This is a genomic window from Pandoraea sp. NPDC090278, assembly GCF_044772185.1.
In the GTDB taxonomy this organism is placed as follows: Bacteria; Pseudomonadota; Gammaproteobacteria; order Burkholderiales; family Burkholderiaceae; genus Pandoraea.
This window is the reverse complement of sequence record NZ_JBIVYJ010000001.1, coordinates 1,267,862-1,293,107: the sequence shown is the minus strand read 5'-3', so window position 1 is coordinate 1,293,107 and position 25,246 is coordinate 1,267,862. Positions and strand designations below refer to the sequence as shown.

The 25,246-nt window shown below is 64.2% G+C and carries 23 protein-coding genes; 6 read left to right on the top strand and 17 right to left on the bottom strand.

The annotated features are described in order from the left end of the window. Nucleotides 1–11: 11 nt before the first annotated feature. From hutC to ACIQWO_RS05495, 7 genes are all read right to left on the bottom strand, one after another. Complete coding sequence (gene hutC, locus ACIQWO_RS05525; protein ID WP_402820258.1) at nucleotides 12–767, bottom strand: histidine utilization repressor; 756 nt, start codon at nucleotides 765–767, stop codon at nucleotides 12–14. Nucleotides 768–1,090: 323 nt separating this feature from the next. Beyond that, entirely contained in the window at nucleotides 1,091–2,296 is a 1,206-nt protein-coding gene (locus ACIQWO_RS05520) for a porin (protein WP_402820255.1), read from the bottom strand. A gap of 92 nt (nucleotides 2,297–2,388) precedes the next feature. Further along, nucleotides 2,389–2,964 (bottom strand): TIGR00725 family protein, encoded by a 576-nt coding sequence (locus ACIQWO_RS05515; protein ID WP_402820252.1) that lies wholly within the window; start codon nucleotides 2,962–2,964, stop codon nucleotides 2,389–2,391. Continuing rightward, complete coding sequence (locus tag ACIQWO_RS05510) at nucleotides 2,945–3,853, bottom strand: ABC transporter permease (protein ID WP_402820250.1); 909 nt, start codon at nucleotides 3,851–3,853, stop codon at nucleotides 2,945–2,947. The genes ACIQWO_RS05515 and ACIQWO_RS05510 overlap by 20 nt, the downstream gene beginning before the upstream one ends. Beyond that, complete coding sequence (locus ACIQWO_RS05505; protein WP_402820247.1) at nucleotides 3,850–4,965, bottom strand: extracellular solute-binding protein; 1,116 nt, start codon at nucleotides 4,963–4,965, stop codon at nucleotides 3,850–3,852. Before ACIQWO_RS05505 ends, ACIQWO_RS05510 begins: the two co-directional genes overlap by 4 nt. Nucleotides 4,966–5,035: 70 nt before the next feature. Continuing rightward, nucleotides 5,036–6,073: an ABC transporter ATP-binding protein gene (locus tag ACIQWO_RS05500; protein ID WP_402820244.1), complete on the bottom strand. Its 1,038-nt coding sequence runs from the start codon at nucleotides 6,071–6,073 to the stop codon at nucleotides 5,036–5,038. Then, on the bottom strand, nucleotides 6,070–6,969 hold the full coding sequence (locus ACIQWO_RS05495) for an ABC transporter permease (RefSeq protein WP_402820241.1): 900 nt from the start codon (nucleotides 6,967–6,969) through the stop codon (nucleotides 6,070–6,072). Before ACIQWO_RS05495 ends, ACIQWO_RS05500 begins: the two co-directional genes overlap by 4 nt. A 261-nt stretch (nucleotides 6,970–7,230) precedes the next feature. On the opposite strand from ACIQWO_RS05495, the gene ACIQWO_RS05490 reads away from it, so the two are divergent. Then, a complete protein-coding gene (locus ACIQWO_RS05490; RefSeq protein ID WP_402820238.1) occupies nucleotides 7,231–8,127 on the top strand; it encodes a LysR substrate-binding domain-containing protein in 897 nt (298 codons plus the stop codon). 65 nt (nucleotides 8,128–8,192) lie between these two features. Beyond that, a complete protein-coding gene (locus ACIQWO_RS05485; RefSeq protein WP_402820235.1) occupies nucleotides 8,193–9,167 on the top strand; it encodes an alginate lyase family protein in 975 nt (324 codons plus the stop codon). 17 nt (nucleotides 9,168–9,184) lie between these two features. Here ACIQWO_RS05485 and ACIQWO_RS05480 read toward each other — a convergent pair whose 3' ends face one another. Then, nucleotides 9,185–10,075: a LysR family transcriptional regulator gene (locus tag ACIQWO_RS05480; RefSeq protein ID WP_402820232.1), complete on the bottom strand. Its 891-nt coding sequence runs from the start codon at nucleotides 10,073–10,075 to the stop codon at nucleotides 9,185–9,187. A gap of 118 nt (nucleotides 10,076–10,193) precedes the next feature. Here ACIQWO_RS05480 and ACIQWO_RS05475 point away from each other — a divergent pair, with 118 nt between their 5' ends. Next, complete coding sequence (locus ACIQWO_RS05475) at nucleotides 10,194–12,497, top strand: aconitate hydratase (protein WP_402820229.1); 2,304 nt, start codon at nucleotides 10,194–10,196, stop codon at nucleotides 12,495–12,497. A 67-nt stretch (nucleotides 12,498–12,564) separates the two neighbouring features. Here ACIQWO_RS05475 and ACIQWO_RS05470 read toward each other — a convergent pair whose 3' ends face one another. From ACIQWO_RS05470 to ACIQWO_RS05455, 4 genes are all read right to left on the bottom strand, one after another. Next, a complete protein-coding gene (locus ACIQWO_RS05470; RefSeq protein WP_402820226.1) occupies nucleotides 12,565–13,578 on the bottom strand; it encodes an ABC transporter substrate-binding protein in 1,014 nt (337 codons plus the stop codon). A gap of 55 nt (nucleotides 13,579–13,633) precedes the next feature. Continuing rightward, nucleotides 13,634–14,722 (bottom strand): LLM class flavin-dependent oxidoreductase, encoded by a 1,089-nt coding sequence (locus tag ACIQWO_RS05465; protein WP_402820223.1) that lies wholly within the window; start codon nucleotides 14,720–14,722, stop codon nucleotides 13,634–13,636. 140 nt (nucleotides 14,723–14,862) lie between these two features. Beyond that, a complete protein-coding gene (locus ACIQWO_RS05460) occupies nucleotides 14,863–16,020 on the bottom strand; it encodes a DSD1 family PLP-dependent enzyme (protein ID WP_402820220.1) in 1,158 nt (385 codons plus the stop codon). An 11-nt stretch (nucleotides 16,021–16,031) separates the two neighbouring features. Then, complete coding sequence (locus ACIQWO_RS05455) at nucleotides 16,032–16,697, bottom strand: HAD family hydrolase (protein WP_402820217.1); 666 nt, start codon at nucleotides 16,695–16,697, stop codon at nucleotides 16,032–16,034. Between the two features lie 107 nt (nucleotides 16,698–16,804). Between ACIQWO_RS05455 and ACIQWO_RS05450 the strand changes: the two genes are divergently transcribed. Continuing rightward, the gene (locus ACIQWO_RS05450) at nucleotides 16,805–17,779 is read left to right on the top strand and encodes a LysR family transcriptional regulator (protein WP_402820214.1); all 975 of its coding nucleotides are present in this window, start codon (nucleotides 16,805–16,807) and stop codon (nucleotides 17,777–17,779) included. 5 nt (nucleotides 17,780–17,784) lie between these two features. Here ACIQWO_RS05450 and ACIQWO_RS05445 read toward each other — a convergent pair whose 3' ends face one another. Continuing rightward, nucleotides 17,785–19,050 (bottom strand): MFS transporter, encoded by a 1,266-nt coding sequence (locus ACIQWO_RS05445; protein WP_402820211.1) that lies wholly within the window; start codon nucleotides 19,048–19,050, stop codon nucleotides 17,785–17,787. A gap of 74 nt (nucleotides 19,051–19,124) precedes the next feature. Further along, complete coding sequence (locus ACIQWO_RS05440; protein WP_402820208.1) at nucleotides 19,125–20,099, bottom strand: LysR substrate-binding domain-containing protein; 975 nt, start codon at nucleotides 20,097–20,099, stop codon at nucleotides 19,125–19,127. Between the two features lie 147 nt (nucleotides 20,100–20,246). On the opposite strand from ACIQWO_RS05440, the gene ACIQWO_RS05435 reads away from it, so the two are divergent. Both ACIQWO_RS05435 and ACIQWO_RS05430 read left to right on the top strand, forming a co-directional pair. Next, nucleotides 20,247–20,981 (top strand): SDR family NAD(P)-dependent oxidoreductase, encoded by a 735-nt coding sequence (locus ACIQWO_RS05435; protein ID WP_402820205.1) that lies wholly within the window; start codon nucleotides 20,247–20,249, stop codon nucleotides 20,979–20,981. Between the two features lie 65 nt (nucleotides 20,982–21,046). Further along, nucleotides 21,047–21,262: a 4-oxalocrotonate tautomerase family protein gene (locus ACIQWO_RS05430; RefSeq protein ID WP_402820202.1), complete on the top strand. Its 216-nt coding sequence runs from the start codon at nucleotides 21,047–21,049 to the stop codon at nucleotides 21,260–21,262. A gap of 70 nt (nucleotides 21,263–21,332) precedes the next feature. On the opposite strand, the gene ACIQWO_RS05425 is transcribed toward ACIQWO_RS05430, so the two are convergent. From ACIQWO_RS05425 to ACIQWO_RS05415, 3 genes are all read right to left on the bottom strand, one after another. Further along, complete coding sequence (locus ACIQWO_RS05425) at nucleotides 21,333–23,552, bottom strand: TonB-dependent receptor (protein ID WP_402820200.1); 2,220 nt, start codon at nucleotides 23,550–23,552, stop codon at nucleotides 21,333–21,335. 97 nt (nucleotides 23,553–23,649) lie between these two features. Then, complete coding sequence (locus tag ACIQWO_RS05420) at nucleotides 23,650–24,030, bottom strand: hypothetical protein (RefSeq protein ID WP_402820197.1); 381 nt, start codon at nucleotides 24,028–24,030, stop codon at nucleotides 23,650–23,652. A 163-nt stretch (nucleotides 24,031–24,193) separates the two neighbouring features. After that, nucleotides 24,194–25,189: an aliphatic sulfonate ABC transporter substrate-binding protein gene (locus tag ACIQWO_RS05415; RefSeq protein ID WP_402820194.1), complete on the bottom strand. Its 996-nt coding sequence runs from the start codon at nucleotides 25,187–25,189 to the stop codon at nucleotides 24,194–24,196. Nucleotides 25,190–25,246: the final 57 nt, after the last annotated feature.

The window sequence follows — 25,246 nt, the reverse complement described above, 5'->3', positions numbered from 1 at the left end:
TGTCGACGGGATTACTCGGCGTCGCCGAAACGCCCTTCGAGACGATGGCGCGAACCCGGATGCAGCAAACGGGCGACGGAGACGACGCGCTTACCCGACCACGTCCGACGGCGAATCAGCAGGCAGGGCTCGGTGCGTTGAATTTGCAGCATGTGCGCTTCGTCCGGCGTCGCCGTGACGGCTTCGACCACATGCTCGCCCGAGGTCAGCGGTGAGGTGCGCTGCAGGTAAGCGTTGGGCGTGAGCTTGGTGAAGTCCTGTTCGAGATAGTTCGGCGCGAGCGCCGGATTGACGAAGCGGTCTTCGATCTGCACCGGGATGTTGTCCTGATAGTGGACGATGACCGAATGGAACAGCTTCTCGCGTTCCTGCAATCCCATCGACAATGCGCGTTCCGGCCCGGCCAGTTCCTCGCGCAATAGCTTCACTTCGGCGCGATGGCGGTGGCCGTGCTCGGAAATCTCGTCGGCAATGTTGTTGACGGCGAGCAGCGGCGAGTGCGACTTCGGTTCGGCGACGAACGTGCCCACGCCTTGCATGCGCACGAGCCGACCTTCGGCGGTCAGCTCACGCAGCGCGCGATTGACCGTCATACGGCTCACACCGGACTGTTCGACGAGTTCGTTTTCCGACGGCACGCGGTGGTGCGGCGGCCAAACGCCCGTGTCGATCTGACGGCAGATGAACTGCTTGAGCTGCAAATAGCGCGGCGCAGGCCCTTGTTCGTTAAGCGTTTCGGCAGTGGGCTGAGCAGTTTGGCGTGGCACCTTGTTGGCCTCTCCGGTCACGAGTGTGCGGGTGGGGAAAGCCTGAAGGATAAGCCAATCGCCTGCCGGAGACGAGAAAAAAAGCGGCACGCCTGCGCACAGCACGGCTTGAGGCAAGGCCGTGCGAGGGGTGTGCGAAAGCGTGCCCAAGGGTGAGCCGGTCCGTCATGCAACGCCACACCATGTCCACAACGTTGCGTGTCGATCCGGTTCTCGCGAAGTCCCCGAGGTGAGGCTCAAGCCCCCCGCCGTGGGGCGGCGGGGGACAGTCCAACGTGACCCTACATCTACTACGGTGCTACAACTGCGATCCGCTCAGACGCTTAGAACGTCTGACGGACACCCACGCGCACGAACGTCTGCGTCGCCGTGGCGGAGGAGATGCCGTTGCCCACGTCGCCGACCGAAGCCGTCGCCGAAACAACGTTGCCGAACGTGTCGAGCGTGCTGCCCGACGCCTTCTGATAGCCGACCAGACCGTACAGCGACGTGCGCTTCGACAGGGCGTAGTACGAAGCGAAGTTCACTGTGTGGTACTTCGGACCGCCCGAACCCTTCACGTCGCTGCCTTGCGTGTAGTTGTACGCGGCGGCCAGACGCAAGGCCGGGGTGAACTGGTAAGCGATGGTCGTGCCGATCGTGTTGAACGTGAAGCTGCTGGCGAACGTCGACAGCGAGCCCGGCGTGTACTGCACGTTGCCGTACTGGATACCGACCTGCGTGGCGCCGAACGTATAGCTACCGGCGGCCGAGATAATGCGCTGGCTGGCGGCCGAGGCGAAGCCTTCGTTGATCGAGGACGCGAACGTGCCGTCGTACGAACCGGTCCACGTGCCCGAGGCGCCGTATGCGTTCGTCGCTTGCAGGTAACCCACGCCGATGGCGAACGGGCCGCTGGCGTACGAACCGCCGAAGCCCCACGTGTTCTGGTTCTTCACGCTGCCGGGTTGACCGCCGAAGCCATAGATTGCGCCGAACTGGAAGCCTGCGTAGTTCGGGCTGGCCCACTTCACCGAGTTGTTCACGCGCGACTGGTTGTCCTGGTTGTCGATGTCGCCCGGGTGTGCACCCATGCCGGTCACGAACGTACCGGCGCTGATCGGGCCGACGTAGTCGACGATCGGATCGTACTGACGGCCGAACGTGAGCTTGCCGAGCGTGGCGCTTTGCAGACCCATCCACGATTGACGACCGAACTGACGGCCACCCTGACCCGACGTACCGTTACCGATGTTGAAACCGTTTTCCAACTGGAAGATGGCCGAGTTGCCGCCACCCAGATCTTCCGAACCCTTCAGGCCCCAACGGTCGCCCGACCAGGTGCCGCTCGCGAAGCCCCAGACCGAACCGTTCGTGTAGTTGATCGGTGCGCCGACGCCGCCCTTGGAGTTGGCCGTGCGCTGACCGCTGGCATAACCCACGCCGGCATCGACGATGCCGTACAGGGTCACGCTGCTCTGAGCGTAGACGGGAGCCATGATGCCGGCCATACCGCCAAGGCCGAGTGCAGCGAGAAGAATACGTTTCATAATATTAGTGGTCCTAAATTTATATTGCAGGAACATCACGAAAACGCACCGGCAGTTCCCCGGTGTGGGTCGGTTTTATCGAACTGCCGATGTTACTTTCCGGGGTGGTCACCTCCGGGAAGTCCGGTGACGCTCAGCCAGGTGGCTACGGCCACGACCAACGCGTCGAGATCGTCGAAGCTCTCGGTGCCCGGCACGGCCGGGGCGTCGAGGACGGTAAAAACCGGTTTGCGCCACTGAAGCCCCAGCGCGATTTCCGAGAGCGTGCCCAGCCCGCCGCCCACGGCCACGAGGCAGATCGATGCGCGGGCGATCAGGGCGTTGCGCGTGATGCCCAGCCCGGTGGGCAGCGCCACGCTCAGGTAAGGATTGGCGTCGTTGGCATGTTCCTCGGGCAGCAGGCCGATCACGATGCCACCGGCGGCCGACGCCCCGGCGGAAGCCGCTTCCATCACGCCACCCTTGCCGCCGCACACCAGTGCGACACCGGCCGCTGCGAGCGCTTCGCCGATGCATTGCGCGGCGTAGAGTTGTGCGGGCGAGGCTTCGCGCGGACCGATGACACCGACGGGCGTCACATGACGCGAGGGACCTGCCTGACGGGCCGCGAGTTGATCGAGAGCGTGGCGGGCCGCAGCCGACCACTCATTAAGGATGACGCCGTACAAGACACTCTCCGAGAGCGAGCACACCGCTGCATACCGCCATCAACACGAGCGACAGCGCGGCAGCTTGAGGGAAATCCGTTTGCCCGTCCGACATCTTCAGGAACATGAGCAACGGCAGGATGTTGATCTGGGTGCCTGCGAGCGCCAGCGCCGTACCGTACGTCCCGAGCGCAATCGCCGTGACGAGACACCATGCGGCGGCCAGCGTAGGCCACAGTTCGCGCAGGGCGACGTCGACGATCGCTCGCAACGGCGTTGCACCCAGCGTGAGTGCAGCTTCGATGGGACGGCGGTCGAGGTTGGCGATCGCCGGATACACCATCAGCGCCGCGCGCGGGATCAGGTAATACGCATAGGCAGCGACGAGTCCGGGCGCGGTGTAGATCAGCGCACCGAAGTGCACCGGATCTGCGCCGAGCGACGCGAGGGTCATCGTCACGAAGCCCGAGCGGCCGAACGCCAGGATGAAGCCGTAGGCGATCACCAGCCCCGAGAAGGCGAGCGGCACGCCCATGGCCGCCAGCCAGATCCGGCGACGGCGCGGCGTCTGACGCGCAAGCGTCACGGCGATCAGCGCGCCCACGACGAGTGACACGGTGCCTGCGCCGATGGCCAATGCCATCGAGTTGACGAAGGCGTCGCGCACCAGCGGATCGAGGACGATGGCGGAAAACGCTGCGCCACGTCCCTCGAACGCTGCAAAGACCAGCGATGCGAGCGGCAAGCCGAAGCCCAGTGCCAGCACTACGGCGGCGGGCAAACCGCCGAAGCGGCGTACCCAGCCACGCGGCGTGTCTTTCGCACGTTGCGCCGTCGGCGACACGTTGGGATCGGGTGGCTCGACGAAGCTGGTCGATGCACGCGCTGACGTCATGGTCTGCGAACTCACTTGGCGAGTGCTGCGGCCGACCACAGACGATCGACTTCGGCCTTTTGCGCAGCGGCGCGAGCGACGTCGAGCGGATGCACTTGCGGGGCGTCCGGCATGCGTGCGCGCATCTCTGAGGTGAACGGCGTGCCGGGTACGGCCGGGCGCACATAGCCTTGCGCGAACAGCGACTGGCCGACCGGGCTCATGATGAGGTTCAGCCACAGCTTGGCCGCTTCCGGATTGGGGCCGTTCTTCACGAGACTGATGGCGTAGGGCGCCGAGACACTGGCTTCCTTCGGAATCACGACCTGCGCTGCGTCGCCCATACCGTCGGTGTACTTGGCCTTCAGGCCGTCGTTCTCGTAACCGATGAGAATCGGGATCTCGCCCTTGACGAACTTGGCATACGGCGTGGTGCCTTCGACACGCATCACGTTGCCTGCATCGCGCAATTTGCCGAAGAACTCGGCACCCGGCTTCGGATTGTCGACGTTGCCACCGAAGGCATAAGCCGCAGCAAACACAGCCACCTGACCCTGACCGGTCGAGCGCGGATCGAGGTAGACCACCGAGTTTTTGTACTCGGGCTTGAGCAGGTCTGCCCACGATTGCGGCACGTGCTTCACCAGCTTCGTGTTCACGAGAAACGCGATGTTCAGCGAGTGAATCGTGAACCAACGACCGTCGTTGTCGCGGAAGACCTTCGGCAGCGTGTCGAAGTTGATCGGCTTGAACGGCGCGACGACATCCTTCTGAACGGCGTCGAGCGCCGAGCCCGCGAAGTAGTAAGCCGTGTCGGCTTGCGGACGGCGACGCGATTTGTCCAGCGCGGTGACGGTCGCGGCGGAGCCGATGTCGTTGTACGTGATCTCGACCTTCGGATAGCGCTTGCGGAATTCGGCGAACAGCGCCTTCCAGTTGGCCCATTCCGGACCGGTGTCGAACGACACGACCAGACCTTCCTCGGCCGCCTTGGCATACAGCTCGGTCTCGCCCGGATACAGCGGAGCGGTAGCGCTGGTTTGAGCGAACGCGGAACCTGCGGCACCGGAGAGCAGTGCAAAGGCAGTCGCGAGCGTCGCCAGTGCAGGCAGGGCGCGCGGGCGCAGGGAAGAGGCGGGGTGGATCATCGACATAGCTCCGTCTTGGACGTGAATCGGAAAATGTTTGGCAGGTCGCGCGGTCATGAGGGCTGACATCTCATGCCCCCACTGGCGGCAATACGCGCAGATGCGCGGGGTCAAGCGCGATGGCGAACGACGCGGGCGTGCGGCTCTCGCCGAGCAGTGGGGTTGTCGCGCCTTCGGGCAGGAAGTCGAATCGGCAGGTCGCGCCGAAGAAGCGCACCGCGCCCGGATGACCGCCGAGGCGGTTGATGGTGCTCACCGGCGGGTCGCACTGAATGTGCTCGGGGCGCACCAGCAATGAGACAGCCGTCCCCGGCCGCCAAGCCCCGGTCTCGACGTGTAGCTCGGCGAAGCCGGTGTCGACCATGCCGGGACGCGTCACCCGTGCAGGCAACACCGTCGACAGCCCGGTAAAGCTCGCGACCGTCGCGCAGGCCGGGGCGTCGTACAGGCGTTGCGGCGTGTCGATCTGCAGCAGACGGCCGTTATCGATGACGGCGACGCGATCCGCCATGCTCAGCGCCTCGTCGCGGTCGTGCGTGACGATCAGCGTGGTGGCACCACTAGCCTGTTGCAGCGCGCGAATTTCGTCGCGCAATTGCTGACGGATACCGGCGTCGAGTGCGGCGAGCGGTTCGTCGAGCAGCAGTACGCGCGGCGAGATGGCCAGCGCACGGGCGAGCGCCACGCGCTGTTGCTGGCCGCCGGAAAGCGACGTTGGGCGACGCGTTGCGAATTCGGCCAGCCCGACACGCGTGAGCATGTCGAGGGCCGCACGCTGACGCTCGGCCGACTTGATGCCTTGCATCCGAAGCCCATAAGCCACGTTGTCGACAACGCTCAGATGCGGAAACAGTGCGTATTGCTGGAACACCATACCGACGTGACGACGCCAGACCGGCACGCCGCCGACGTCTTCATCGCCGATGGCAATGCGTCCGCGATAGCCGTCGAGCAGACCTGCGACGAGTCGCAGCACGGTCGACTTGCCCGAGCCGCTGCGGCCCATTACGGCAAGCAATTCGCCCTGACGCGCTTGCAGGCTGACGTCGTCAAGACCATTGGCCGCGCCTGCATAGCGGAAGCTGACGTTTTCGAGAGTGAGACTCATGAACTGACCTTCTGGCGGGAAGCCGCGACGATCGACATGCCGGTCGCGGCAAGCGCGAGCACGAGCAGCACGACGGTGGCGGCGCAGGCGAAGCCGGTCGCACCGTAGAACGCCTGCAGCAACACCACCGGATAGTTGCGATAGCGGAAACCCGCGATGAGATTGGAAATCTGGAATTCGCCGATGGACAACGCGGCGACCATCACCAGCCCGGCCACAAGACTGTGCGTGAGGTTCGGCACGGCAATCGTCAGGAATTGACGCAGCGGCGAAGCGCCCAGCGTGGCCGCGCAATCCTCAAGTTTGGCAATGTCGAGATGCCGCAGATCGGCAAGCAGCGTCTGCGTGAGATAGGGCAGCGTGAGCACAGCGTGCGCCAGCACGAGCAGCCAGAGCGAGCCGAGCCACGGCAGCGTGTCGCCGCTGAAGACTGCGATGTAGCCGAAGCCGAGCGTGAGCGCGGGCACCGCTACGGGCAGCAGCGTCACGAGTCGTGCAATCGCCCCGCGGCCGCTGCGCGAGCGGTGATGCAGCGAGTACGCCAACGGCAGGCCGATCAGTGCGGTCACCGCACAGCAGCTCAGCGCGACGATGAGGCTTGTGGAGAATGCACGGCGAAACGACGGGTCGCCCGCCAGGTCGGTGAACCAGTGCCCCGTCACGCCCGTCGGCAATACGGTATTGGTCCACGTCTGGCCGAACGCGCCGATCAGCAGCAACAGCACCGGCAGGCAGAGGTAAATCAGAAACAGAGCGGCGACGGCGCGCACGACCCAAATCAGCAGCCCCGTCTTCGCACGGGGTGCAGCATGCCCCACGGCGCCTGCGTCGGCAGGGGCTGGGTTGTGCCGGGGTGGCACAGTTTGGGCAAGGCGGTCGGCGTGGACGTCGGACATCGGGGAAACCTGAACGGCATACGGTGACAAATTCGCATCGGTCGGCCGGATGTCTTGCAATCCCTTACTGCAAAAGGGCGGGCGGGGAGACAGCCGGATCGACGTTGGGCGAGAGTTTCACGGTCTGAAATGTCATCGTCATGAAGAAAACACACGATTCGGGCATCGTTCTGTGCGAAAACGGAACAGTTGGCGCGTCGTCGGAATCGACCGCGAACCACTGTTTCTGACCGGAACCCAACGCCAGCCTGACATTCCCCGATGCGCCATTGCTATCCGAACATCGCCGAACTGCTTGCCTTCACCAGTGCGGCAAGGCACTTGAATTTTTCTCGTGCCGCTCGTGAGCTGGGCCTGACGCCGAGTGCCGTGAGTCGGCAGATCGGGGCGCTTGAGACGCTCGTCGGCACGGCCTTGTTCGTGCGCGAGGGGCGTCATCTGGTGCTGACGGAGGCCGGGCGTCGCTATCACGACCGCGTGGCCGAGCCGTTGCGTGAGATCGGGAATGCATCGCTGGAACTGATGACGTCGCGTGGCGAAAGCGATCTGCTGACGATTGCCAGCGTGCCGACGTTTACCACCAAATGGTTGATCCCCCGTTTGCCTGACTTCCTGGCGAGCACGCCTGGCGTTACCCTAAGTTTCAGTCGTCACCTGGCGCATGGCGACGCTTTTCCGTTCACGCTGGACGCGGCCGTGCGCTATGGCGATGGCTCGTGGGAGGGCGTCGTGAGCGAGTATCTGGACGGACGCCGCTTCGTGCCGGTCTGTGCGCCATCGTTCGTCGCGCGTTATCCGCTGGCGAGCGCAACGGATGTGGCCCGCGCGCCGAGGCTCGTGCACAATCAGGCGGAAGAAGTCTGGGGCACATGGGCGACGTGCTACGACGTTGCGCCCCATGCACAGCGCCCGGGGCCGCGTTTCGAGCAGTACTCGGTGCTGCTACAGGCGGCGGAGGCGGGCATGGGCGTGGGATTGGTGCCGGAGTTTCTGGCGCGCGAGGCGATACAGGCGGGTCGCCTCGTCGTGCCCGTCGAGGCCGGTGTGGATGTGCCGCGTCACGGGCATTACCTTTGCTATCCGAAGGAGCGCCTGCAACAACGCTCGGCGTTGCGGTACTTCCGCGAATGGATGCTCGGGCAGGCGTCGCAGGGGTAAGTTACCTATCAGGGAATTGCGTAATGGTTTTGCGTCTTGTCAGGATTGCAGGAGTTACCGTCGCTATGTCGTTCACGATTGGCGCTTACGCCGCACAAGGCGACTGTCCCGCGCCGCCACCGGGCAACCCCGACATCCGGGCGATGGGCTACTACTCGGACGCGGCCAGCTCCGTCGTCGATCCTCGGCTCAAGGCCGAAAGCGACGCGGCGGCCAAACCGCTGAACGACTTCGCGTCCCATGTCACGAAGACGGCCGATGCGTACGCCCGAACCGTCGACGCGGCCGCCGCACGCTGCACGTTGACGTGGCTCGACGCGTGGGCGAGCAGCGGGGCGATGCTCGGGCGTATGGTGCACGTGAACAACGACCAGTCGGACTACATGCGTCAGTGGATTCACGGCGCGATCGCGCTGGCTTATCTGCGCACACAGGCGGTGGCGACACCACAGCAACGCGCATCCATCGAGCCGTGGTTGCGCAAGCTGTCGGCCGCCAATCTGGCGTACTGGGACAACCCGAAACATAAGCGCAACAATCACTACTACTGGACCGGGATCGGCATCATGGCGACGGCTGTCGCCGTGCGCGACGACGCGTTGCTCAAGACTGCTCAGGGCGTATTTCGCACCGGCATCGATGCCATCGAGCCCGATGGCAGTCTGCCGATGGAGATGGCGCGCAAGCGTCGCGCGCTGCATTACCACGACTACGCGACGGCACCGCTCGTGATGATGGCCGAGCTGGCGCGTCTTCGCGGCGAAGACTGGTATGCGTACCGTCAGGGGGCCCTGGAACGCCTCGCCGCACGGGTGGCCGATGGTTACCGTGATCCCGCATGGTTCAACGCGCAATCCGGTTCGGCACAGGAGACGGCCAGCCCCAAGGCGTCCAGCGGCTGGGTCGAGTTCTATCGTCTGCGCTCACCCGATCCCGCCCGGTTTCAGGCGATGCACGACGCCGGGCCATTCCGGGACCCGCGAATGGGGGGCAATCTGACCTTCATGGCCACGAACGGCATCGTGCCGTCGGCGAACTGATCGACGGCGTCAGTCAGTCATCTGTCGAGCGTCGCACGGGACGCGATCAGATCGTAGAGCGCCTGCGCGGCAGGCGAGAGCCGTGCGCCTCGCCGGGTCACGAGCACCAGTGTTCGCGCAATCACCGGTTCGACCAGATCGACCACACGTATGTCCGGGTACGCCCCCTTTTGCAAGGCTAGACGCGGCACCACCGCCGCGGCCACGCCTTCCGCCACCATGCCCACCGCCGTCGAACTGCGCTGCACCTCGAAGTGCGGCTGCAGGTCGACGTCGCCCAGCGCGCCGTCGAGCAATGCCCGGTTGGCGCTGACCTGACCCGCGAAGATGAGTGGGTAGGGCGACAAGCTGCGCCAGGGAACGCGACGTCGCCGCGCGAGCGGGTGCGACGCATGACAAATCAGCACGAACTGATCCTGTGCGACGGGCAGACCGACGAGATCCGCGTGACGTGAACCCGCGATGTGGATGCCGAACTCGGCTTCACGACGAAGCACCGCGTCCGTTACGGCAGACGACGAATGATCGAGCACGCGCACACGGTTGTGCGGGAACTGCTGGGCGTACGTCTGAAGAATGCTCGGCAGGAACTGCACCCCCGCCGTGGGCACGCAGGCGATGGAGACGTCGCCACGCGCGGCTTGCCCGCTCTCGCGAATCTCGGTGAGCGCGTCGGACAACTCGTCGAGCAGTCGTCGCGCCTGCGGCAGAAAATCGCGCCCGATCTGCGTGAGCGAGACCGAGCGTGTGGTTCGCTCGAACAACGTGACCCCCAGATAGTCTTCCAGCTTGCGCAATCGCTGAGTGATCGCCGTTTGTGTGACGGAGAGCGCGTCGGCAGCGCTCTGGAATCCGCCACGGTCTGCAATGGCCACGAAAGCCTGCACGCCGAGGATGTCGATTTTCATCAGAAATATTGAGTAATCGGACAGATAAATTCATTTTACCGGCATTGAGACCAACGCCAGAATGCGTCCTGCGATCGCACCCATCCACCCCACAAAACCTTCCAAGAAGGAGTGATCGATGTCTCAATTCCTCTCTCCGGAGGCGCTCGCACGCCTCTATGCCGCCATGGCCGACAAGCTGGCCATCGTGCGCCGTCGCCTCGGTCACCCGCTGACGCTTTCCGAGTCGGTACTGCTCGGCCACCTCACCGATCCCGAAACGCAGCCACTGGTGCCAGGCAAGAGTTATCTGGCGCTCAGCGTCGACCGCGTTATGTTCCAGGATGTGCTCGGTCAGACGGGCATGCTGCAGTTCATGCAGACGGGGCGCGAGCGTGTCGCCGTGCCCGCGAGTATTCATTGCGACCATCTGATTCAGGCGCGTGTCGAGGGACGTGCCGACCTGAAGGCGTCCGTCGACGAAAACTACGAGGTCTACGCGTTCCTGCGCAGCGCGGCGGCGAAGTATGGCCTTGGGTTCTGGGAGCCGGGCGCGGGCATCATCCATCAGGTCGTGCTGGAAAACTATGCGTTTCCCGGCGCGCTCATGATCGGCACCGACTCGCATACCCCGAATGCTGGTGGTCTTGGCGCGTGCGCCGTCGGTGTGGGCGGTGCGGATGCTGTCGAAGCACTGGCCGGTTTGCCATGGGAGGTGCTGTATCCGAAGCGCATCGCCGTGTACCTGACAGGCACGCTCGGCGGCTGGACTGCACCGAAAGACGTGATCCTGCGCGTCGCGGGCGAGCTGACGGTGTCCGGCGGCACCAATGCCATCGTCGAGTACATCGGTCCCGGCGCTCGCACGATCAGCGCGACCGGCAAGGCGACCATCGCGAACATGGGCGCAGAGCTGGGGGCGACGACGTCGATGTTCCCCGCCGACGCACGCATGCTCGATTACCTGCGGGCGAGCGGACGCGCCGATCTGGTGCCGGTGATCGAAGCCAATCTGGCGTTGCTCGCCCCCGATCCCGAAGTGGAAGCCGACCCTGAAGCGTTTTACGACCGGGTCATCCGCATCGATCTGTCGACGCTTGAGCCCCACGTCGTCGGCCCGCATTCGCCGGATCGCGCCCGCACGGTGGCGCAACTCGCATCGCAAATGAAAGCGGCCGGTGAGTCGCAGAGGTTCGACGCAGGGGACGTGCAGACCGACGCCATCTCCACCGCACTCATCGGCAGTTGCACCAACTCGTCGTACGAAGACATGAGCCGTGCCGCGGATGTCGCCCGACAAGCACAGGCAAAGGGTCTCAAGGCGACGGTGCCGTTCATGGTCACGCCCGGTTCGGAGCAAGTGCGGGCGACCATCGAGCGCGACGGGCAACTGGCCGCGCTGTCGTCAATGGGCGGGACGGTGCTCGCGAACGCTTGCGGGCCGTGCATTGGGCAATGGCGTCGCGAGGCAGCGGCGGTTGCGTCACCCAACACCATCGTCACGTCCTACAACCGCAATTTCCCGCGTCGCAACGACGGCTCGGCCAACACCGTCAATCTGATCGCCAGCCCGGAGATCGTCACAGCGTGGGCGCTCGCAGGACGGATTTCGTTCGATCCGCAACGCGATACGCTGACCGGCCCTGACGGCAAGTCATTCCGGCTCACGCCGCCCGCCGTCGCGCCCGAGGTGCCGCCGCAGGGTTTCATGCGTGGCGCGACGCACTACATCGCACCTCCTGAGGACGGCCGCGCCGTGACGATCAGCGTCGATCCCGCGAGCGAGCGCATTCAGGTGTTGCGTCCGTGGCCCGCGTGGAATGGCAAAGATCCGAAGGGCATGCCGCTGCTCATCAAGACAAAGGGCAAGACCACGACGGACCACATCTCTCCAGCCGGGCCGTGGCTGAAACTGCGCGGGCATCTGGAGCGTTTCAGCGACAACCTGCTGATGGGTGGCACGAACGCCTTCACGGGGGAGACGGGCAGCACGACCGACTGGCTGAACGGCGCGGAGGGTGTCACACCTGCGCAGGCAGCACGTGCGTATCGCGCGGCGGGTGTGCCGTGGGTCATCGTCGGCGACTTCAACTATGGTGAGGGCAGCAGCCGCGAGCACGCGGCGTTATCGCCACGACTGCTCGGAGGTATGGCGGTGATTGCGCGCAGCTTCGCCCGGATTCACGAGACGAACCTGAAGAAGCAGGGGCTGCTTGCACTGACGTTTGCGAATCCCGACGACTACGAACGAGTTCGCGCCGACGACCGTATCGATCTCATCGGGCTGGCCGATCTTGCACCGGGCCGCGAGGTGCAGTGCGTGCTGCATCACGCGGACGGCACACAGGAAACTGTGTCGCTCAAGCACAGCTATAGCGATGTGCAGCTGGCGTGGTTCAGGGCCGGGTCTGCGCTGAACGTTGTGCCGAAGTCTGCGCAGTAATGGAAAGACCGGGCGGACGAGACCGAAACCATCTCGCCGTCCGGTGGCCTGACGTCAGATTGTCAGATCATCGCGACGCGCTTTGACGCGTCGCCTGTCCCTTCGTTTCAAGCACGGCGTTGAACGAGGTATCGACGATCTTGCTCACATCGAAGCGGTTCGGCAGTGCGCCGGTTTGCGTCAGGAAATCGCTCGTGCCCTGATAGTCGGCCACGGCTTGCTTATCGACGGCATCGACCGTCATCCCGGCCTGACCGATCCAGTGCCGCGCTACGTCGCGATCCAGTCCGGCTTTCTTCGCCCATTGATCGGCGTAAATCTCCTTGTGGCTCTCCACCCACGCGCGCGCCTTTTGCAGCCGTGCGAGGAAATCGGCAATCGCCGCGTGCTTCGTCCCGACCGACGGCGCGTAAGCCGCGACGCTACTCAGCCCCGGCATCAGATTGCGCGCCGTGATGATCGGACGCGCGCCGTTGTGCACCACTTGCTGCGAGATGTACGGCTCCCAGACGGGGAACGCGTCGATAGCGCCATTCGGCAGCGCGACGGCAGCATCGACCGGCATCAGCTTGACGAACTGGACGTAATCGGTCGGAAGTCCGGCTTTCTCCAGCGCGCGCAGCGTCAGTTGCTGACTCCATGCCCCCGGCCAGTAGGCGACCTTCTTGCCCTTGAGATCCTGAATCGACTTGACGGGCGAGTCCTTCGGCACGAGTAGCGCAATCGTGTCCGGATTCTGACGCGAGACGGCGATCAGCTTGACCGGTGCGCCTTTCGCAGCGAGGAACAGGAAACCCGAGTCGCCGAGAAAGCCGAGATCCAGCGCCCCCGCGTTGAGTCCTTCGGCCACTGGCGCGGCAGACTGGAAGTGTTTCCATTCGACTTGATAGTTTGCCCCTTCGAGCGCACCCGAAGCCTCCATCGAGGCCCGCACGTTGTAGTAGTTCTGATCCCCGACGCGCAACGTGATGCCTTGTGCGTTCGCCACGTTAGCGTGCATGACGCCGAATGCAGTGAAAGCGGATAGAGAAAGGGCGGGCAGGGCAAAGCGGGCGCGACGAATCCAGCGCAGCAACATCATGACACCTATAAAAAGCGATTGAAAAGAAGAACAGAACGAGAAACCTCGACGCGAATCACGCCGCCTGAGGCGTGCGCTGCCGGTCGAGTTCGGCGGTATGGCGGCGGATGGCGGGAATCAGCGATTCGCCGTAACGGATCGTGTCTCCGAGCGGATCGAAGCCGCGAATGAGGAACGTGTCGACGCCTAGCGCGTAATAGCGCCCCAGCGCTTGCGCCACCTGCTCCGGCGTGCCGACGAGTGCCGTCGAATTCCAGCGTGCGCCCGTCGCTTTTGCGACGCCCATCCACAGACGCTCGTCCACGACGTCACCGCGCTGGGCAGCGGCCAGCAGACGCTGGGAGCCGACGTTTTCGGGGGCTTCCGCTCGGAGGCCAAGGCTCGCGCGCGTTGCCTTGACCTGACGCAACACGTCGTCGGCCCGCGCCCATGCTTGTTCTTCCGTGTCGGCGACGATGGGGCGGAACGAGATCGAGAAGCGCGGCTTACGGCCGTAACGTTGTGCGGCGGCCCGCACGCGGTTGACTAGCGACTCGACGGCGTCGAGCGGCTCGCCCCAGAGCATGTACGTATCGGCGTGGCGTGCCGCGACGTCGATGGCGGCGTCGGACGCACCGCTGAAGTAAATCGGAATGTGCGGTTTCTGCCACGTCTGTACGGCGGGCGAGGCTTGTTCGAAGCGATAGTGCTCGCCGTCGAAATCGACTGGACTGTCGGCAGTCCAGATGCGCTTGAGGGCGTCGAGGTATTCGTCGGTGCGGGTGTAGCGCGCGTCGTGATCGAGGAAGTCGCCGTCGCGGCGCAGATCGGCGTCGTTCCCACCGGAGACCACGTTCAGCGCCACGCGGCCGCGCGAGAACTGGTCGAGTGTGGCGAGTTGACGGGCCGCAAGCGGCGCTGCAATGACCCCGGGACGGTAAGCGAGCAGAATGCCCAGCCGTTGCGTCGCGGCCGCGACGTGACTACTGACGAGGCTGCCCTCCGGGCCGTTCGAGAAGTAGCCGATGAGCGCGCGGTCGAAACCGGCCGTCTCATGGGCCTGCGCCATGCGCGTGATGAACGTGGGGTCGACGGCCGCGCCCGTGGGTTGATCGACTTCGGACCCCGGCGCTGCCGTAATCATCCCGATAATTTCTACGCTCATGAGTGCACTCCATACAGGCAAAGTGCGAGCGTAGCGGGCGCATGGCGCGCCGTGAACGAAGGAAATCGGGATACGTTATGCCGCGAGGCGGCATAAGCATCGCCAGCGTGCGACGCGGTCCTTAAGCAGCTACTCGGCGCTTACCAGCCGTGCAGACGCGACCACGTTGCGACATCGCGATCCGGATCGATGGCGTGGTACTCGGGAAATTGCGCGCCCGTCGCGCACGCATGATTCGGCAGAATGCGCAGCAGAGTGCCGATGAGGAAGCGCGCCACGATGTCCGGATCGGCTTCGCCCTCACGCGAGAGAATGCCGTGCTCCTGATTCGCACCGCTCAGCACGTAACCGGGCACGACGCTGCCGTCGATTCGGCAAACCTGCCCGTAACCGAAGTCGCGCTTCTGCTTTTGTGTGCCGCGGTCGCGACTCATGGCCATCCAACCGGCGTCGACGATGGCCCAGCCTTTGTCCGCCTGATGTCCGATCACCGTCGTGAGCACGCTCAGTGCCAGCTCGTCGGTCGTGCACACGCCGACGTTATGCATCACCAGATCGAAGAACACATACACCCCGGCGCGGACTTCCGTCACGCCTTCGAGGTGTTCGGCGGCGAGCGCGGTGGGCGTTGACCCGACGCTCACGACCGGACACGGCAGTCCGGCATCGCGCAGACGCGTCGCTGCCAGCACGCAGCCCGCGCGCTCCTGTTCGGCGATGGCGGCGAGCGCTTCGGGCGTGTCGAAGTCGTAGCTCGAACCGGCGTGCGTCATGACGCCGCCGAGCGTCGCGCCGCCGTCGTGCAGCACACGGGCGACATCGATCAGTGCGTCTTCATCGGGACGGATGCCCGAGCGATGTCCGTCCGTATCGATCTCGATCCACACGTCGAACGTCTCACCATACTCGGTCCCAAAGGCGACGATGGCCTGCGCCGATGCCACACTGTCCGTGATGATCTTCAGATCACAACCCCGGCGACGCAACGCCAGCGCTGCGGGCAACTTGCTCGCCACCATGCCCACGGCATAGAGGATGTCGGTCACACCGTCGTCGAAGAAGCGTGCGGCCTCTTTGAGTGTGGACACTGTGATGCCCGTTGCGCCTGCGTCGATTTGGGCCTGCGCGACCTCCACGCACTTGCTGGTTTTGACGTGCGGCCGGAATCGCACGCCGAGCGCGTCCATGCGCGACTGCATCCGGCGGATGTTGTGCTGCATGCGCGGCACGTCGATAACGGCGGCGGGCGTTTCCAGCGTTTGCAATGACGCGAGCGGAACGTTGTGGATCGAAGTCATGGCGATGAATTTCAGGCGGTGGCGTGGAAGTGGCGAAGCCAGTCGAGCGCAGGCGCAAGCGTAGGCGCTTCGCTGTCGGGGGCGGGCGCGCCGTCGGGACGCGACAGGCCGACACGGTTATGCCAGAACGTGCGCAAACCAACGGCCGACGTACCGAAGAGGTCGTAACCGGAACCGGCGACGAAGGCCGCATCGCTGGCCTCGACGCCGAGCTTGTCGAGTGCCAGACGATATGGGCGCGGGTCGGGCTTGTAGAACCCGGCTTCCTCCGACGTCACCACGACATCCCAGTCGATGCCGAGCAACCCGGCGGCCTGATGCCCGAGTGTCTTGGAGCAGTTCGTGACGACGCCCAGTTTGCAGTGCGGACGAAGCGCCTGAAGCAAATCGCGCGCGCCGTCCCAGGCGGGGAGCGTCAGCCATTCGGCTTCGAGTGCAAGCGGTGCCGAGGGCGGCAGGCCGACGTGTGCTGCCGCCTCGCGCACCAGTTGTTCGTAGCTCACATACGCGCCGCAGCCGTAGGTGCGTCGCAGATACTCGGCGCGCCAGGTCCGGCCCGCCGTTTCGCTACCGGCGGCGCGATTCCAGACGGTCCACGAGTCGAGCAGCGCGGTCAGAAGATCGAAGAGCACGGCGCGCGGCCAGCCGGTCTCGCGGGCGGGGGATGTGTCGGACATGACAGCCTCTTTCGTTGTGATTTTGCGTGAGATGACTGGACGCAGTGTAGGAAGGATAGGGCGTGCCGTGGTTAAATTACGGCACATCAAACATTAAGCTCAGGTGAATGATCCAGATCGAAGACCTGCGTCTGATCGAGGCGCTGTCGCAGTCGGCATCGCTGAGTGCGGCGGCGCGCATGCTCAACGTGACGCCACCCGCGTTGTCCGCCCGTCTGCGCAAACTCGAAGCGACGCTGGGGCTGGCGCTCGCGACACGCACCTCACGTCAGCTCAGCCTGACGGCCGAAGGCGAGCGTCTGGCCCGCGAAGGGTCGGCGTTGCTCGCGCAGCTGGACGCGCTGCCCGAATCGTTTCGACGCGAAGACAAACGTCTCACCGGCACGCTGCGCATTTCGGCCCCGTTCGGCTACGGGCGGCACCACGTGGCTCCGGTGCTCGCGCGCTTCGGGCTGTTGCATCCGGATCTGAAGCTGCAACTGGAGCTACGTGAAACCCCGTGGCCGGACAAACACGACTCGGATGCCGTGATTCATGTGGGTGCGGTGCGCGATTCGTCATGGATTGCGAGGCCGCTCGCGCCGAACGACCGCTGGCTGTGTGCGAGTCCTGCTTATCTGCAACGACACGGCACGCCGACTGAGCCGCACGCGCTACTACAGCATCGCTGCATCTGTATTCGGGAGAACGACGAAGACGCTTCGCTCTGGCGGTTTCGACGTCGGACGAAGACATCTACCAAAGCCGCACCCGCGACGTCCCGACGTGCCCCGGCACGAGACAGTGTGCGTGTGGTGCCTGCGTATACGACCAACGACGGCAGCGTCGCAAGGGAGTGGGCAGAGCAGGGGCTGGGGCTGGTGCTGCGTTCCGAGTGGGACACGCGCGACGCCGTGGCAGCGGGGCGTCTCGTGCGCGTGCTTGCGGACTGGGACTTCGACAGCGCGCCCGTTACGCTGCTGGTGCCGACGCGTCGCGGTCGCACCGCACGTCTGCAGGCGCTGATGGCGTTTCTCGAGGAGGCGCTGGCGACGTCGGCATCAGCGCGCCGCCCTACACGTCCTGCACGCGCGGGTCGCTGAAGTACTCAGGCCGGTTGATGCGCGAGCCGGGCGCTGACGGTGCGTGCCCGATTGGCCAGCACGCTGCACAGTACGAGCAGGATTGCCGTCATGAAGAACACCGCCGGGAGTCCGAACACGACGGCGATCTGACCGCCGATGATCGGGCCGATGACTTGCCCGCTGAACTGCGCCGATTGCAGATACCCGAGCAGCTTGCCAGTGCTGCGCTCGTCCACGGCGTGCCGCGCTAGCTTGCCGATGGCGGGCAGCAGGCCCGCCAGTGTCATCCCCATCAGCACGCGCAATGCAGCCAACTGCCACCACTCGGTGACGAATGCCTGTGGAATCATCACCAACGCGGTGGCGATCAGACACCCGACGATCACGCGCCAACTACCTACGCGGTCCGCCAGCGCGCCGAGCTTCGCGGCAGTTAGCATGCTGCCCAGCGCCGAACTGGCCATCACCACACCGGCCACACGCGTGAGGTGCGCACCGTCCACACCCAACTGTCCGATGTAGACGGTAATGATCGGCTCGATAGACATGTTGGCGAGCAGCACCATCATGCCGGTAAACAGGATGGCGGCGATGATGCCCACGCGCGCACGGGGCATGGGCGCGGTCGTGGCCGGATCCGCTTTCCGTTTGCTGTCGCGTGTGCGGTCGAAGTCTTCACGTACGCCGAAGATGGTGAGCAGTGCCGTGATCGAGATCATGCCCGCACAGGCGAAGAACGTGCCGCGAATGCCGAGCAACGGCGGCAACAAGCCGCCGATCAGTGGGCCGGTCAGATTCCCCGCGAGTGCGCCGGTCGAGAGTACGCCGAGTGCCCACCCAGCACGATCACGCGGCGCTTGCGTGCCGATCATGACCGTAGAAGCTGACGCGTAACCACCGATGAGTCCCGTCAACAAACGCAACGCGACGAGTTGATAGACGTTGTGCGCAATACCGATGAGCGACGTCACGATCACCATGCCCACAGCGGCGCGAATCAGCATCGGTCGACGCCCGAAGCGATCTGCCAGGTGCCCCCAGATCGGCGCGGTCACAGCGGTGCCGAGAAACGTCGCACTGAACGCGACGCCGGACCACTGGATCACGGCCGACTCGGGTGCGACGCCGAGTTGCTTGACGTAGAGCGGCAGGAACGGCAGCAACATGCTGAGTCCGGCCAGCGTTGTGAACGAGCCAAAGACACAGATGGCGAGGTTACGTTGCCAGTACGGATGGTTGCGTTCGGTGTAACTGGCGGTGGTGGGGGTAGATTCGGACGGGGGATTCACAAAAACCTCGGTATTTCGCGATTTACACGCGATGGTGCTCCGCTGACGCGTCATCCGTTGTCAGCAGTCCGAGTTTATTCCGGACGACGGGCGGTGAGTACGTCTGCTGCGCGTACGTCACTCTTACGCGGCGTGGACGAATGCGCAAGCGTTTGCATCAGGTAATCGACGAAAACCCTCCCGCGAGATGGGAGCGTCTTGCCGTGCGGATACATGAGACTCACGGGGCGAGAACGGCCTGCATGTTCCGGCAGCAGCTCGACGAGGCTCCCTTCGGCCAGTTCGGCTGCCACGCAGAACCGGTAGGTCTGGAATATGCCGCCACCCGCTTTGGCGAGTGTGACGCCGCCGAGCACGTCGTCGGCACAGCGGAATCCGCCGCGCGCGTGAAACTCGACGTCTTCGCCACCATTGCGGAACAGCCAGGGGATCGGACGCCCGGTGCTCGGCAAATCGAATTCAATGCACTGGTGATCGGCCAGATCGTCCAGCGTTCTGGGCGTACCCGCACGTTTGAGATAGTCCGGATGGGCGATCACGACCAACTGCGCCTCTTCGAGATGCCGCGCCACCATGCGCGACTCAGGTTGCGCGCGAAAGCGGATGGCGAAGTCGAAGCGCTCCTCGTGCAAGTCGATGTTCTGGTTGCTGACCTGAATGTCGAGCTTGATGAGTGGGAAACGAGCACGGAATTCGGGCAGCACAGGCAGCAGCCGATAGTGCCCGTAGGTCGTGGGCACACTGATCCGCAGCGTGCCGGAAGGCTGCGACTGCGCGCCCGAGACCCGTCGTTCGGCCTCCGACAACAGGCTCAGCGCAGTCCGGCATTCCTCGAAATACGCGCTGCCGCCCTCCGTCAGACGGATGCTGCGCGTCGAGCGCACGAACAGGCGCACGCCCAGTCGTTGCTCCAGCCGCGCGACCGACCGGCTGACGGCCGCGGGCGTCACGCCCGCCTGATTGGCGGCCGCCGTGAAGCTGCCAGCCTCCGCCGCCAGACAAAACAGCTCGATGCTGCCAAGCAGCACATCGTCGAATTGACGTTGCATGGTCGCGATTGATTACATGATGTAAAAAGACAAGTGTAATCGCATGCGTTTTTCGCGTCTTCAATCATGAATAGAGTGTGTTCAACCGGCGAGGCGGACGGATTGGCCGACGCCCCGGCAGGCGAAACGACATCAAGGACACACATCATGAGCAAGTCGGAACATACGGTCATCATCACGGGTGCTACGAGCGGCATCGGCCTCGGGCTGGCACAGGCATTCTTGCGCGACGGATACAACGTCGTCGGTACCGGGCGCAGCAGTGCCCGTCTCGAGCAGACGGCAGCGTTGCTGAACGCCGGAGAGCGTTTCCTGCCGGTCGCAGGCGACGTTGCCGATCCGTCCGCAGCCACCGCAGCGTTCGCGAAGGCCATCGAGACGTTCGGCCACGTCGACGTGCTGGTCAACAATGCAGGCATCTTCGCGGCGAAGCCGTTCGTCGACTTCACGCCGGAGGAGATCGAGGAACAGATCGCCACCAACCTGAAGGGCACGCTGTATTTCTCGCAGGCGGCCGCACGTCACATGAGCGAGCGCCGCAGCGGGCGGATCGTGAACGTGACGGCATCGATCGCCCTTCAGGCGCATTCGGGCGTGCCCGCGCTGCTGGCTGCGGTCCTCAAGGGCGGGATGAATCAGGCGACGAAGGCGCTGGCGCTGGAACTGGCGCCGTTCGGCGTCACCGTCAACGCCGTGGCCCCGGGCGTGGTGAATACGCCGATGCATGCGCCCGAGACGCACGACGCGCTGGGCAAGATGCACCCGCTGGGCCGTATCGCGGAGGTCGAGGATGTCGCGCGCGCGGTGCGGTATTTCGTGGAGAGCGATTATGTGACCGGCACGATTGCACCGGTGGACGGCGGTTTTGCCGCCGGTCGTTAATGGCAGCGACGGCCAATCATTTGCGATGAGTCGGTCGTCTCCCCCAACATCAGAAGGAGCAAGTCATGCCATTCGTCAGCATTCGCATCACCCGTGAGGGCAACACGGTCGAGCAGAAGGCGCAAGTCATTCGCGAAGTCACCGAGACACTGCAACGTGTGTTGGGCAAGCCGCCGCATCTCACGCACATCGCGATCGAGGAAATCGATACCGATAACTGGGGCTACGCGGGCCAGACTACCACTGAGTTTCGGCGTCAGTCAGCGGAGAACAAGGCCTGACGTCCGTGTGTTTCCGACGGCACGCCGCCGTCACGTGTTGTGACGGCGGCGTGCTGTCGTTTGGACGTTGTCAGAACGGTTTCGACATCGCCAGATAGAACGTGCGGCGCGGCCCGAACTGCGGTGCGCCGACACCGATGCCGGTGCCGTCACGCAATTCATAGACGCGGTCGAAGACGTTCAGGACCGACAGCTTCGCATCGAAGCGACCGACGCCCGGCAAGTTGAACTTCTCGCCGACACCGAGGTTGACCTGAAGGTACGCTGGCAGATGCTCGCTGTTGACGAACCCGCTGCGCAAGCCCGAGCCGAACAGTGCATCGGCCGATAGCAGCGTCCTGCCCCATTGATAGGACACACCGGCCGACCCCGTCACCTGCTGGTCGTGATCCAGATGCACCCAGTGATTGGCGATGTAGGCCAGTTCGTCCGCACCGAAGTTGAACTGGCCGGTCTCGATGCCTTGCCCCATCGCGCGCGAGACCGCCACGTTCAGGTACGCACCAACGTTGCCCTGACGGTAGTTGACGGTACCTTCCACGCCGTAAATGCGGCCCTTCTCGTAGTTGAACGTCGAGTAGATGAGCGCATTGCCGAACTGACCTTCGTCTTGCAGATGGTTTACGCGACGATAGTAGGCGTCGAGGCCGACGGTAATCGCCGACGTCAGTTGATGCGAGACACCCAGATCGAAGTAATCGGAGCGCTCGGCGCGCACGGCGGTGTTCGCGTCCGAGGGCAGGGCATTGGTCGTATTGAGGAATTTCGCGACCGACGTCGTATCGATCTTCTCGGTGGCCGGTGGTGTGAAGTAACGCGAATACCCGGCATGCAGACGCGTCCGGCTCGTCAGGTCGTACGTCAGCCCAACTCGCGGCGACAGTTGCCCTTCGTTCGTCACAGTATTCACGTGATCGTAACGAGCGCCATAGTTGACCGTCAGACGATCGGTCGCTTTCCACTCGTCTTGCAGGTACAGCCCGTAGGTGGTGCCCCGGTCGTTGGCGTTGTCCACGATGGTCAACGGCGTGCCGCTCGTCTGCTGACCGCTGTCGTCGGCGGGGAAGACGTTCGACGTGTTGTCGACGCTGAAATGCTCCTGCTGCACGAACAGTCCGAAGCGCAGCGTGTGACGGTCGGTGAGCTTGTAGCTACTGTCGGCCTGCACGCCATACGCTTCATTACGGCGCGTGATATTCGATGCCACGCCGTTGTAGACGAGATCGCCAATCGGATCCAGTGTGTAATCGACGCGGCTGGTGCGGTGGAACAGGGATATCTGGGTGTCGAGCTTTGGCGAGATGTGGCTTTGCCATGACAGCACCTGGAAGTCGGTCAGTTCGCGTTGGTGAGCGTTGAGGCTCGACGAATCGGGAATGGCGCCGTTGTCCAGCGTGAACTGTGGTGCAACGCCCGGCAGATTCGGAATCTGGAAGCGGTTGTTCGCGGTGCCAAACATGAACGACACGCGGTTATCCGGATTCAGCAGGTAGGACACCATGCCGAACGCGTTCGTCTGATTCGTATGGTCGTGAATCGCGTTGCGGTCGCCCGTCGGATTCTCGATCCCCATGTCGTTGGCCGAAACACGTGCGCTGAAGTAGTAGCTGAGTGCTCCTTTGGTGCCGTACAACTGGGTGTTGACCTCGCGGTCGGCATGGCTGCCGAAGACCACGCCGACTTCGCCGCCGAAGGCCTTGGGCGGCTCGCCGGTGTCGGCGGTGCCGTCGGCGAGACCGGGCGAACCTTTGGTGTGAATGTCGACGATGCCCGCCGTGCGATAGCCGAACTGTGCAGGCAGGGCGCCGGTGATCAGATTGATTTGCGACGCGATGCGCGCGTCGATGGCCTGACCGAATCCGCTGATCGACTCGGGAATGATCACGCCGTCGATGCGGTATTGCAGGTTCGCGTGATCGCCGCGCACGTGCAGTTGACCGTATGAGTCCTGCACGACGCCCGGCGCTTGCAGGAGCACCTGATTGAGCGGGGTGTTCGCGCCGAGTGGCAGTGTCTCGATATCCGTCTGGTCGAAGTTGTAGACGGAGCTGCCGGTATCGGGCGAGAGCGCGTTGCGGGCGGCGTCGAGCCGCTTGGCGGAGACGGTTGTGCCGGAAAGTGCGACGTTGGCGTCGGCCGGATTAGCGGTCGATTGGGCGTGCGCGTTGACGGCGAACGCGGACGCCGCTGCTGCCGCGAGGGCATGACGGGTAAAGCGGGTTAGCTGCGAGAAATGCTGGGAAAGCTGGAATTGCGTGAGACGAACGAACGGAATCCATCGGGCAGACATGCCGGACCTCAGTGTGTTTGACGTGTGGCCGCCGCGCAGCCGGTGACAGACGCGCCTGAGTTGGCGCGTCGCGACCTGCGACGGCGAATGTTCTGATCTAGACGAACGACACTGAGGGGCGTGGTGGGTCGCGATTACGTGTCGGCCCCCGCAAGACGGAACGCACCTGCACCGGCACAACCGGCGGGTAGTGCCACTCGCGCAGCGGCCGGAGCGAAGCAAAGACGGGCAGTGCGGGGAGTGCAACGTCGACCGCAATGAACGCGAGGCATTGCTCGCAGACGCCGTCTTCGTCGTCCGAGCGCTGGCCGTTGCTACCGACATCACCGTGTTGACGTGGCGCGTCTGCCGGTTCCACGGCGGCCATCGACGCAGCCGCCAGCGCGGCTGCGGTGTGAAACACCACGTGCCGTGCAAGGGCCATCTGCGAGACGAGTACGCAGACGATCAACCAGAAAGGAAGCCAGCGGCGATACATGAGCCGACGAGGAGCCGAACGAGAGACGGAAAAAGCGATGTCGAAAACCGGACGACAAATCGCGACAAAATTAAATGCAACTCAATTGCAATGCAACTGAGTTGCGAATTCTGTCACATCCGTGGGGGCTTTGCCAAGTCGGAAAACCGGGCGGGAGGAGACTTCAGGCAACCGGCTGACGCAGTGTGGCGTCAGCGACACGAATTTGTCGCGGAATCAGCTTGAGTTGCAGGAACGTGTCGGCAATCCGTTGTTGCGCGGCCAGCACGGACGGGGACACCGGCTTGTAGATGTGGGCGTAATGGCGCAGCCCCTTCTCGATAATTTTGGCATCGAGTCCCTGAATCGGGGCCAGTTGTGCGGCGGCGGCAGCATAGTCGCCGCGAATCTGCTGCCCTGTCTGGCCGAGCGCGTCGAGCGTTGCCTTGATGACGTCGGCGCGTTTTTCCGCGAAGGCCCGTTGGCTCAGGAAGAACTGATGGTGGTCGGCCGCGCCTTCGGCATTGGCGAGCAGACGCACCGGACTCTGGTCGAGCACGGCGGTAAGGAACGGATCCCAGATGGCCCAGGCGTCGACCGAGCCGTGCTCAAGTGCTGCGCGCGCGTCGGCGGGGGCAAGAAACACCGGGCTGACGTCGCCGTAATCGAGCCCGTGCTTGCGCAGCAACGCAACGAGGAACCAGTGGACATCCGATCCCTTGTTGAACGCCACACGCTTGCCGCGAAGATCGGCCACTGTCTTGACCGGCGAATTGTTGGGCACAACGACGCCCTCGGCCAGGGGCGTCGGCACCTCGTAGGCACTGTAGACGAAGTCGGCCCCGGCCGCCTGCGCAAAGACGGGCGGCGCTTCGCCGACGTATCCGAAATCGATCGCGCCAACGTTGAGCGCTTCGAGCAGCTGCGGTCCAGCCGCAAACTCTGCCCACGTGACTTCCACGCCGAGCGGTTTCAGACGCGCTTCCAGCGAACCATTCGCTTTGGCCAGCACGAGGGTGCTCGCCGCCTTCTGATAGCCGATGCGGAACTTGCCCGGCTCGTAGGCGGCGCGCGCCGGGAACGACGGCAACGCTGCCGCTGCCGCCCCTGCGCTGAGGACCGTAAGGAACTGACGGCGTGAGAAGGCTGAGATGGCTGAGTTTGTGTGACGCGGTTTCATGAGCGTTGCCCCGTGCAATGGCGTTGTAATGGATGTCGGTCAATTCACAAGAATTAT

Bases quoted from the DNA above. Each gene is read 5' to 3' on its own strand.
- ACIQWO_RS05450 (WP_402820214.1), top strand. From the start codon at position 16,805: ATGATCCAGATCGAAGACCTGCGTCTGATCGAGGCGCTGTCGCAGTCG.
- ACIQWO_RS05470 (WP_402820226.1), bottom strand. From the start codon at position 13,578: ATGATGTTGCTGCGCTGGATTCGTCGCGCCCGCTTTGCCCTGCCCGCC.
- ACIQWO_RS05420 (WP_402820197.1), bottom strand. From the start codon at position 24,030: ATGTATCGCCGCTGGCTTCCTTTCTGGTTGATCGTCTGCGTACTCGTC.
- ACIQWO_RS05505 (WP_402820247.1), bottom strand. From the start codon at position 4,965: ATGATCCACCCCGCCTCTTCCCTGCGCCCGCGCGCCCTGCCTGCACTG.
- ACIQWO_RS05460 (WP_402820220.1), bottom strand. From the start codon at position 16,020: ATGACTTCGATCCACAACGTTCCGCTCGCGTCATTGCAAACGCTGGAA.
- ACIQWO_RS05490 (WP_402820238.1), top strand. From the start codon at position 7,231: ATGCGCCATTGCTATCCGAACATCGCCGAACTGCTTGCCTTCACCAGT.
- ACIQWO_RS05425 (WP_402820200.1), bottom strand. From the start codon at position 23,552: ATGTCTGCCCGATGGATTCCGTTCGTTCGTCTCACGCAATTCCAGCTT.
- ACIQWO_RS05455 (WP_402820217.1), bottom strand. From the start codon at position 16,697: ATGTCCGACACATCCCCCGCCCGCGAGACCGGCTGGCCGCGCGCCGTG.
- ACIQWO_RS05475 (WP_402820229.1), top strand. From the start codon at position 10,194: ATGTCTCAATTCCTCTCTCCGGAGGCGCTCGCACGCCTCTATGCCGCC.
- ACIQWO_RS05520 (WP_402820255.1), bottom strand. From the start codon at position 2,296: ATGAAACGTATTCTTCTCGCTGCACTCGGCCTTGGCGGTATGGCCGGC.
- ACIQWO_RS05485 (WP_402820235.1), top strand. From the start codon at position 8,193: ATGTCGTTCACGATTGGCGCTTACGCCGCACAAGGCGACTGTCCCGCG.
- ACIQWO_RS05465 (WP_402820223.1), bottom strand. From the start codon at position 14,722: ATGAGCGTAGAAATTATCGGGATGATTACGGCAGCGCCGGGGTCCGAA.
- ACIQWO_RS05435 (WP_402820205.1), top strand. From the start codon at position 20,247: ATGAGCAAGTCGGAACATACGGTCATCATCACGGGTGCTACGAGCGGC.
- ACIQWO_RS05495 (WP_402820241.1), bottom strand. From the start codon at position 6,969: ATGTCCGACGTCCACGCCGACCGCCTTGCCCAAACTGTGCCACCCCGG.
- ACIQWO_RS05500 (WP_402820244.1), bottom strand. From the start codon at position 6,073: ATGAGTCTCACTCTCGAAAACGTCAGCTTCCGCTATGCAGGCGCGGCC.
- ACIQWO_RS05480 (WP_402820232.1), bottom strand. From the start codon at position 10,075: ATGAAAATCGACATCCTCGGCGTGCAGGCTTTCGTGGCCATTGCAGAC.
- ACIQWO_RS05440 (WP_402820208.1), bottom strand. From the start codon at position 20,099: ATGCAACGTCAATTCGACGATGTGCTGCTTGGCAGCATCGAGCTGTTT.
- ACIQWO_RS05415 (WP_402820194.1), bottom strand. From the start codon at position 25,189: ATGAAACCGCGTCACACAAACTCAGCCATCTCAGCCTTCTCACGCCGT.
- ACIQWO_RS05430 (WP_402820202.1), top strand. From the start codon at position 21,047: ATGCCATTCGTCAGCATTCGCATCACCCGTGAGGGCAACACGGTCGAG.